This window comes from Alicyclobacillus suci (assembly GCF_017329615.1).
Taxonomy (GTDB): domain Bacteria; phylum Bacillota; class Bacilli; order Alicyclobacillales; family Alicyclobacillaceae; genus Alicyclobacillus; species Alicyclobacillus suci.
Genome location: NZ_JAFMTW010000011.1, coordinates 86,569 through 96,323, shown reverse-complemented (window position 1 = coordinate 96,323; position 9,755 = coordinate 86,569). Strand labels below are relative to the sequence as shown.

General features: G+C 57.6%; 6 protein-coding genes. 1 reads left to right on the top strand and 5 read right to left on the bottom strand.

The window, feature by feature from the left end; all coding sequences use genetic code 11:
- From priA to J3482_RS08150, 5 genes are all read right to left on the bottom strand, one after another.
- Nucleotides 1–2,013, bottom strand: a 2,013-nt coding sequence (gene priA / locus J3482_RS08170) for a replication restart helicase PriA (protein ID WP_206922260.1), incomplete at its 3' end; no start/stop codon positions are given.
- Nucleotides 2,010–3,227 carry a bifunctional phosphopantothenoylcysteine decarboxylase/phosphopantothenate--cysteine ligase CoaBC gene (gene coaBC, locus J3482_RS08165; protein ID WP_146822027.1) on the bottom strand — a complete coding sequence of 406 codons (1,218 nt, stop codon included), beginning with the start codon at nt 3,225–3,227 and terminating at the stop codon, nt 2,010–2,012. The genes priA and coaBC, both read right to left, overlap by 4 nt.
- An 83-nt stretch (nt 3,228–3,310) precedes the next feature.
- Nucleotides 3,311–3,514, bottom strand: a complete 204-nt coding sequence (rpoZ, locus tag J3482_RS08160) for a DNA-directed RNA polymerase subunit omega (RefSeq protein ID WP_146822026.1) — start codon at nt 3,512–3,514, stop codon at nt 3,311–3,313.
- A gap of 124 nt (nt 3,515–3,638) precedes the next feature.
- Entirely contained in the window at nt 3,639–4,514 is an 876-nt protein-coding gene (locus J3482_RS08155) for a YicC/YloC family endoribonuclease (RefSeq protein ID WP_188332151.1), read from the bottom strand.
- A 190-nt stretch (nt 4,515–4,704) separates the two neighbouring features.
- Nucleotides 4,705–7,416, bottom strand: a complete 2,712-nt coding sequence (locus J3482_RS08150; protein WP_146822024.1) for a calcium-translocating P-type ATPase, SERCA-type — start codon at nt 7,414–7,416, stop codon at nt 4,705–4,707.
- Nucleotides 7,417–7,930: 514 nt separating this feature from the next.
- Here J3482_RS08150 and J3482_RS08145 point away from each other — a divergent pair.
- The gene (locus J3482_RS08145; RefSeq protein ID WP_206922259.1) at nt 7,931–9,754 is read left to right on the top strand and encodes an Rqc2 family fibronectin-binding protein; all 1,824 of its coding nucleotides are present in this window, start codon (nt 7,931–7,933) and stop codon (nt 9,752–9,754) included.
- The last annotated feature ends 1 nt before the right edge of the window (nt 9,755 follow it).

Below are 9,755 nucleotides of genomic sequence, written 5' to 3'. Positions count from 1 at the left end.
CCCCCCCCCCCTCTCCCAAACCCCCCCCCCCCCCCCCCCCCCCCCCCCCCCCCCCCCCCGGCCCCCCCCCCCCCCCCGGTAATCCGGCACTTCCAGCATGGTATCCGCGGCAATGACGCCAACCAGTCGCACGTGCGGAAAATCTAGTCCCTTCGCAATCATCTGCGTACCAATCAGTACATCGGCAGCGCGTTGCTCGAACTGATCGACAATTTGCTTGAGCGCTCCCTTTTTCCGCGTCGTATCCACGTCCATCCGCAAGACACGCAAATCGGGCCAAGTAGCTTTCAAGCTCTGCTCAATCTGCTCCGTACCAATCCCCAGTGCCCGCATGGCGCGTTCACCACAAGCCGGACACGCCGCTGGACTCGCCTCCTCATAGCCACAATAGTGACACACAAGGCGCAAGTCCGCCCCTGCCCGGTGAACCGTCAAACTGATGTCGCAGTGAGGACAATGCATCCCTTCGCCGCACGCGCGACACAACATCGCGGAGGCGTAGCCCCGACGGTTGAGAAAAAGAATGACTTGCTCGCCGCGCGCTGCCGTCGTCTCGATTTCTTCGGCGAGCCTAGCGCTAAATAACGATTTATTGCCCGCCCGAAGTTCGTCGCGCATATCGACGATGTCGACAGTTGGCAAAGGCCGGGAATTGACGCGCACGGGCAATGTGACCATCCGCGCCTCTTTGCGCTCGACCAAGTGGAGTGCCGTGAGCGACGGCGTCGCGGAGCCAAAGATGGTCAGCGCCGCAAACGACTGTGCCCGGTGCCTTGCGACATCGCGCGCATCGTAATGTGGCGCCTCTTCCTGTTTGTAGGACGGCTCGTGCTCCTCGTCGACAATCAACAGGCCAAGGTTTGCGACCGGCGCAAAAACGGCGGAACGAGCACCAATGACGATTGATGCTTCGCCCCGCAATATCCGATCCCACTCGTCCCTCCGCTCCCCCGCCGTCAATGCGGAGTGTAAAACGGCGATGCGCTCGCCAAAGCGCGCGTAGAAACGTCCAACCATCTGTGGTGTCAAGGCAATTTCCGGCACGAGTACAATGGCCGTCTTGCCACGCGCTAACGCATCTTCGATAGCACGGATATACACCTCGGTTTTGCCACTGCCAGTCACACCGAAGAGAATCGCGGTACCTGGTTCGGGCTGCGCCGCTTGCGCCCGAATGCGCGCCAAAGCACGCGCCTGGACATCGGTGAGTGTTGGCGCCACAACTTGCTCTGTCTGCGCCCACTTCAGCCGCGACTTCGGACGTGACTCGATAGCCACGAAGCCGTCGCGAACCAGCGGCTGAACCGTCGCAGGGCTGTACTCCGAACGCACCCACTCCATTTCGCCGACATCCGCGAGCACTTGCAGCAATCGCGCTTGTTTTGCAGCCCGTTTGGCGCGCGCCTTCGCAGCGCCCAGCAGTGCCTCTGCCGGTCGCAATCGAACGAGCCATGAGACCTCGGAGGCCTGCACCTCTTCCTTGACGACGAGCCGCCGCCGCAAGTATCCAGCTTCCTCCCAAGCCGCAACCTGTGCGCGTGCCGGTTTGCCAAACCGTTCATACACCACGCGCTCTGTCGGCTTGTTGTCACAAAGAAAACGCCAGATGTCAGTAGCTGCGATGTCGTCCGGAATCGTCGCACCTGGCACCGATTCGACGCGAATATCGCCCTTAACCCGAAACGCGCCAGGCAGAATCGCCGTGATGGCATCATTCATCGTGCAGGCGTATCGCGCGCACATCCATTCGGCAAGTGCACACTGCTCTGCTGTCAGCACTGGGTGTTCATCGATGAGATCAAGAACTGGCTTAACGTTATCGGGAATAGGCACATCAGTTTGCACCTGCCAAATGACACCCGACTTATATTGGCGGCCAAACGACACAAACACCCGTTGCCCGGGCCCAGCTACGTCCGCCAGATGCTCAGGTACGCTGTAGTCGAACGGTTTGTCCAAAAACAGGCCCGGGGAATCGATGAAGACGCTGACCACCGTGCCCGTTTTGATCATACGGTCCGCCCACCGCCCACACTGTTGCGCAGCGCTTTGACCCGTGTCAAAATGCGATCCGCCACATTCGCCTTCGTCATCAATGGCAACTTGTCGACCTCGCCGTCGCGGGAGATGACAACCACTTGGTTGGTATCGACGTCAAATCCCACCCCCGGCTGACTGACGTCGTTGACGACGATTAAGTCGAGCCCCTTGGACTCCAATTTGCGACGGCCAAACGTCAAGGCGTCGCGCGTCTCCGCCGCAAAGCCGACAATCGTTTGGCCTTCGCGGCGTGATTGGCTGACGGTCGCCAAGATATCTGGCGTCTCCTCGAGCACAATCTTCGGTAGACCATCAGATTTTTTCCACTTGTGGTTAAAGACCTCAACAGGGCGGTAATCGGCCGGGGCCGCAGCCGCAATCAACACGTCGGCGTCTGCCATCGCCCTTTGCACACCCTGGAGCATCTCTTCTGTGCTTCGAATGTTCACCATCTTCGCACCCGGCACAGGCGGCAAGTTCGTCGGTCCCGACACGAGCGTCACCTTCGCGCCGCGCGCAATGGCTTGCTTCGCCAAGGCGTAGCCCATTTTGCCGCTGGATCGATTGCTCAAGTAACGCACTGGGTCGATATCTTCTATCGTCGGCCCGGCCGTGATGACAAAGTGCAACCCGACCAAGTCCTGTTGCTGTTCGAGAAGCGCTGTAATCACTGCCGCAATATCTTCCGGTTCTGGCATCCGCCCCTTGCCGGTATAGCCGCAGGCCAGCGGGCCTTCACCCGGGTCGAGCACAATCACCCCACGCGCCTTGAGAATCTCCAAATTCTCCTGCACAGCGGGATGCTCGTACATATGGACATTCATCGCGGGCGCCACGACCGTCTGACACGTGGCCGCGAGCGCGGTGGTCGTCACCATGTCGTCTGCCAGACCATGTGCTAGCTTGGCGATAATATTGGCCGTAGCGGGCGCGATAACGAACAACTTCGCCCTATCGGCCACGGCGATATGGGCAATCTCCGACGGATTCGGTTCCGCAAACGTATCGAAGATGACAGGATGTTTCGTCAGGGCTTGCAGCGTCAACGGTTGAATAAACCGCGTCGCATGCTCGGTCATCAAAACCTGCACGTCAAACCCGGTCTTCACCAGCAAGGAACACAACGACGCGGATTTATACGCGGCAATTCCACCGCCAACGCCGACCAAGATGGACTTTGCTTCCATACAATCGCCCCCTCGTTGAAAATACAGAAGAAAGGCAGAACAACCAACCGGCTGCTCTGCCTACGTCACAGGTGCGTATACGCTTATGCCTGTTCCGCTTTTTTGGTTGTCGCCACGTCGCCATTATAAATCTCCCAAAGCGCCCGGCTCACATTACGCGTCGTCGAAGAACCCACCTGGTTCATCGTTTGTGTCTGCAATTGCCGCGCGCGTTTTGCCGTCAAAACGACCAAAGCATACTTACTGTCTGTCAACTCAATCAACTTATCGATGGAAGGATACAACATATTATGTCACCTCAAGTGTGGAATGGTCACAACATCATGAATGCGAGGGGTTAATAACCCCCGAATCCTCATTTTATCATGTTTTGGCCGGATAGGAAGGCAAAACGTCACCTTCCATTTTAGTTTACTCTACGTTCTGCACCTGCTCGCGCAACTGCTCCACCAGTACCTTCATTTCGACAACCAGACTGGCAATCCTTGCGTCGAGCGCCTTGGATCCTATTGTGTTGACCTCGCGATGCATCTCCTGGACGATAAAGTCAAGCCGTCGCCCAATCGATCCGGTTTGAAAAAGCGCCTCCCGAAACGATTCGAGATGGCTCGCCAGCCGAACGACTTCCTCGTCCACCGCGCTCTTGTCGACGAGCAGCACCACTTCCTGGAGAAGCCGCTCCGGTTCGACCTCTATGCGCAATTGTTCGATACGCGCCTGTAATTGCGCCAGTTTATGCTTCACAGCCTGCCTATCATGTTCTTTGACATGCGCGAGACAAGCTTCAAGCCGTCCGAGTTTTTCCTCAAAACTAGCCTGCAAACGGCTACCTTCCCGCTCGCGCATCGAGACGAGTTTCGCCGCCGCCTGCTGGAGACACGCGCGAACTACACGCTCGACCTCTGCACTGTCCGCCCGTTTCGGAACCACCTGAACCACGTCCGGATGTTTCAACCAATCACGAACAGTATGGGCGTCCAGCTCGCTTCCGAAACGTCGAAGCAGTTCTTGTTCCGCTGCGAGCAATCCGTCGAACAAATTCCAGTTGACAACGACCTCAGTGGCGTGAGACGTCATTTCCAGATTGACGAATACATCGACACGACCGCGATGAATCACCCGCCCCAACTCTTGGCGCGCCATCTCCTCCAGCTGTAACCACTCTTTCGGGACGCGCAAGTGGAATTCCTGAAACCGATGATTCACGCTTTTCATCTCGACGGATACAACGACCTGCTCTGTCGAGAGCGTCATCTGGCCATAACCGGTCATACTTCGTAACGTCATCGTCGTATCTGCCCTCCGGGTCGCCGCGCCGTAAACTGCCGCATCATTTAATGAAGACATTGTACGATGATTGATTGCGACAAACAACCAGGCCTTCGTTTCACGATACCCTATAAAACAGGGTCAGCCTGCGGAACGTCCGCCTGCCGACCCAATTTTAGACATTTCATTATCACGCGACGTTTGTCGCTTATGCCCGCTGCGTGGACGCCTTTGGCCGCAACGCGTTGCGACCGATTCGGCGAAGCGACAACGCAAATGTCGGAATGGCCGCCAATACGAGCACAATCAGCCAATCTAGCGCGCCCAGCGGAACCGTGTGGAACGCGACGGCAAGCTTCGGCACGTAGATGGTGAGCAGGAACAATCCGACCGATGACAGCACAGCAAGAATAAGCCAAATGTTCCCGAAAATGTTGCGCTTCATAATGCCGCCTTCCAGGCTGCGGCAGTCGAAGACAAGAATCAGCTGCGCCATGGTCAGCGTGGCGTAAGCCATCGTCTGCGCCCGTTGCAAATCGTCCGATGTCTTCAGCGACCAGACAAACACAGCCAACGTAACCAGGCCAATCAGGATGCCACGAGACAGAATCTTCATGCCCATGCCGCGGGCGAATATCCCCTCCCGGACATTGCGCGGGCGGCGTTTCATGATGTCGTCCTCGGGCGGGTCAACCCCGAGTGCAATCGCCGGCAACCCGTCGGTCACCAAGTTGACCCAAAGAATTTGAATCGGAGCCAACGGCAACGCGAAACCAAGCAGCATCGCGAGGAACATCGTGACGATTTCACCCACGTTCGACGCGAGCAAATAACGGATAAACTTCTTGATATTGTCGTAGATACCGCGCCCCTCTTCGACGGCGGCCACAATCGTGGCGAAGTTGTCGTCGGCAAGGACGAGACTCGACGCCTCTTTCGCGACATCCGTCCCCGTTTGGCCCATCGAGATACCGATGTCCGCCTGCTTGATAGCCGGTGCATCGTTGACGCCGTCGCCGGTCATCGCGACGACGTGCTCACGCGCCTGCAGTGCGCGGACGATACGCAGCTTGTGTTCCGGCGTCACGCGAGCGTAGACGTAGACATCGTCCACCAGTCGCTCCAACTCCCGGTCATCGATGTTATTCAATTCCGCCCCAGTGAGCACGCGCCCATCTTTCGGCAAAATCGTCAACTCGCTCGCGATGGCCGTCGCGGTCAACTGGTGGTCACCCGTAATCATCACCGTGCGAATCCCAGCCTCACGTGCCACCTGAATCGCCTCGCGGGCATTCTCGCGCGGCGGGTCCATCATGCCGCACAACCCGACAAAGACCAGTTCACTTTCCCAATCAGGCGCCCGTTTCGCCGACTCCACGCTCTTAAACCGACGGTAGCCAAACGCCAAGTTGCGCAGTGCTTGCGACGCCATCTCCTGGTTCGCCGCCAAAATTTGCTTGCGCGTGGTCGTCGACAAAACTTCCTCACGGCCGGAGAGGAGTACGCGCTCAGAACGTTCAAGCAAGACATCCGGCGCGCCCTTCACAAACACAAATACGTCTTCCCCAGACTGGACTAACACCGACATCAATTTTCGGTCCGAGTCAAAGGGCAGCTCTTCGATCCGCCGATACACCGCATCAGGCTCCGCAAACCCGGCCTTTTTCGCCAGCACGAGCAGCGCGCCCTCCGTCGGGTCGCCTTGCACCGCGTAATCCTTTCGCCCATCGACGTCCACTTCCACCATCGCCGCATTGTTACACGTGCCCGCAATCTCTATCAGGCTCTTGAGTGCTGGCCGACGATTGGGGTCTACCTTGTGATCTCCCGCCAAAAAGTCACCGGTGGGTTCATACCCGGACCCGGTCACCGAGAACCAACCGCCATCGGCAAACACGCGTTGCACCGTCATTCGGTTCTGCGTGAGGGTGCCTGTTTTATCCGAGCAAATGACCGTCGCACAGCCGAGTGTCTCGACCGATGGCAGCTTTCGCACGATGGCGTTGCGGCGAATCATCCGCTGAACGCCAAGCGCCAGCGCGATGGTGACAATAGCCGGCAGCCCTTCCGGTATCGCCGCTACAGCTAGGCTGACGCCGGCGAGGAACATTTCGTAGATTTCGTGGCCATGCAACACGCCGGCGATGACAACCAGGACAGTGATGCCAATTGAAATCCACACAAGCATTTTGCCAAGCTGGTCGAGCCGTTGTTGCAAGGGCGTCTCCATGTCCTCAGACTGCTGAATGAGATCCGCAATTTTACCCATCTCCGTCGCCATGCCGGTTGCCGTGACGACCATCTCCGCCTTCCCCCGCGTCACCATGGTTCCCATATAAACCATGTTCACACGGTCGCCCAGGTTACTCTCAACCTCAATCTTCGCACTAGGGTCTTTGCTCGCGGGCACCGATTCCCCGGTCAAAGCCGACTCCTCGACATCAAAGACCATCGCCTTGAGAATGCGCCCGTCGGCGGGCACCCTGTCCCCGTCTTCCAGCAGGACGATGTCCCCTGGAACCAACTCCTTGGCCGGGACACTGATAACCGCCCCGTCGCGCCGAACGCGCGCCATAGGAGCCGTCAATTCCTTCAATGCAGACAGCGACTTTTCAGCGCGCACCTCCTGAATGAAACCGAGAATGCCATTGAGAAAGATAATGGCGATAATCGTCACGGCGTCGGTAAACTCGCCAAGCAGCCCAGAAATCAGCGTTGCCGCCAGCAGCACGATGATCATGAAATCCCTGAACTGGTTCAAAAATACGGTGAGCAAAGAGACTTTTGTCCCATCGCTCAGTTGATTGAGGCCGTGGACTTTTCGTCGTTCTTCTACAGACGTAGAGGAAAGACCGGCCTCCGAACTTTCAAGAGCCGACAGACATTCGGCTGATGTTAGCGCATGCCAGTTCTCTTCCACCGGAGCCACCCCTTCATGAACTTGTCTCGTAATTTCTATGCTTGTCTCGGGGGGTTCATGTCCAACGAAACAGACGAGCTACATCCGAGCCACATCGCCCAGTGTATTTTGTAGGCGGATTGGCCTAGGTCGCGGACCTGTGTCTCGATCACGGCGGGCGTGATCGGCCGGGCGGCTGGCACGGCTGGCGCATACCGGCACACCAGGTAACTTTTCTGCTCTATTTGTGACATTTTGGCCCTGTGGCGGCGGATAAGGTAGGAAATCTGCGCAATTCGCGCGGATCTACCAAAACGTGACCGAAAAAGCCGAATCAGGCATGTTAGATGCGCTAATCGGCGCCCCCTCGCCCCGGCCCATTTGCCGAACAATCCGCCGTGCCGATATACTATCGGAAGGATTCACCTCTCATATTTTTGCAACCATCGAACGCCACGAGGCATCCTGATAAATCACAAAATAAAGCACGAGGCCACCACACCCATCACCGACACGACCAAAGGAGCGACTAGCGATGGACGGATTGACCATACGGCGCTTGACGCTCGAATTACACGAGCAGCTGGCTGGCAATAAAATTGAAAAAATTTATCAACCTGGGGAGCGCGACTTATTGTTTCACATTCGCGTGCCGGGACAACCGGTCGCGCGGTTGTTCATGTCGGCCCACAAGCAGTTTGCACGTGTTCACCTGCTGCAGGACGAGCGGCCTGAGAACCCGAAAGAGCCGCCGATGTTCTGCATGCTCCTGCGCAAATACCTGGAAGGTGGACGCGTCGTCAAAGTCGAGCAGCGCGGGTGGGATAGGATTCTGGAGATATCCGTAGAAGCTATCGACGAAATCGGAGATCTGAGAACGTACCGCTTAATTTGCGAGATGATGGGAAGAAACAGCAACCTCATCCTCTGCCGCACCGACGACGACGGAAAGCTGCGCATCATCGATGCGATTGTGCGCGTGACAGAACACATGTCGCGCGTTCGGGAAGTGCTGCCCGGTGCCCCCTACGTGTTGCCGCCGGCACAGGACAAACAGGATATTCGCGCCGTCGCGCTGGACGCGTTTGTCGGCCTCGACGCCGAACAGCCGCTGGCGAAAGCAAACGTGCATCTCTTGCTCGACCACGTGGCGGGCATCGGCCCGACCTCGGCGCGCGAAATTTTGCACCGCGCGGCAGAGGCGGCGAAGCGGCGCGTGCAGACAAATCTGTCGGACGCCGTGTACGACGAGGCGCGCAAGCTCATTGAAGCAGTAGAGACCGGTGTAGAATCGTCGACGGTAGCGCTGGATGAGGTAGGGCGAGCCGTCGAGTGCGAGCCGTATTTGCTGACGCACCGTACAAACTACGCCCTTTGCCCAACTATCAGCGAGGCGATTCGCCGGCGTTTCGCGGACAACGGTGAAATCCTCTACCACTCGCGGCTACACGACGAGTTGCAGCGCACCGTCAGCGACCATTTAGACAAACTGCGCGGCAAACTCGTGAAACTACAGCAGTCCCTCACCGAGAGCGCGGACGAAGCCAGCTATCGCATCAAGGCAGAAATTTTAACGGCCTTTGCGTACCAAATCGAAAAGGGACAAACGCGAGTCATTCTGCCAAACTACTACGCGGACAACGAGCCAATCGCAATCGATCTCGACCCGTCCCTCGACGCCATCCAAAACGCGCAGCGCTACTTCAAACAGGCGACCAAACGCAAACGCGCGGCGACGTCGGTTGCCGAGCAAGTCGACGCGACGAAGATGGACATCGATTACTTGGAGAACGTAGCAGAGTCACTGCGCGACGCGAGCCTTGAAAATATGGAGCAAATTCGACGCGAACTCGTCAGCCAAGGCTTTTTACAGGAGAAGGTAGCCAAACAAAAACCGCGGCAAGGGCGCTTCGGAGCAAAACACAGCGCAGCCAAGCCAGATCGCACACAAAGCAAACCGGACGCGTACATCTCGTCGGACGGATTTTTGATTCGAGTCGGGCGCAACAATCTCCAAAACGACCGATTGACATTCCGGCAAAGCGACCATCGCGACGTTTGGCTGCACGTCAAGGACCAGCCAGGATCACATGTGGTCATCCGACGTGGAAACGCAAAGGAGATTCCCGAATCGACGCTCGACGAAGCAGCGTTGCTGGCAGCCTACTTCAGCCGTGGGCGCGACTCGGCGACCGTGCCCGTCGATATCACCGAAATCCGCCACATCTGGAAGCCCAACGGCGCAAGGCCTGGTTTCGCGTTGTACGACAATCAGCGCACCGTCTATGTGACGCCGGACAGAACGCTGCTAGAGCCGATTCTCAGCCGGACTGCCACCGCCACAGAAGTTGGCGAGTGAA

Coding starts and splice junctions, on each gene's coding strand:
- J3482_RS08155 (WP_188332151.1), bottom strand. CDS start 4,514: ATGACGTTACGAAGTATGACCGGTTATGGCCAGATGACGCTCTCGACA.
- J3482_RS08145 (WP_206922259.1), top strand. CDS start 7,931: ATGGACGGATTGACCATACGGCGCTTGACGCTCGAATTACACGAGCAG.
- rpoZ (WP_146822026.1), bottom strand. CDS start 3,514: ATGTTGTATCCTTCCATCGATAAGTTGATTGAGTTGACAGACAGTAAG.
- coaBC (WP_146822027.1), bottom strand. CDS start 3,227: ATGGAAGCAAAGTCCATCTTGGTCGGCGTTGGCGGTGGAATTGCCGCG.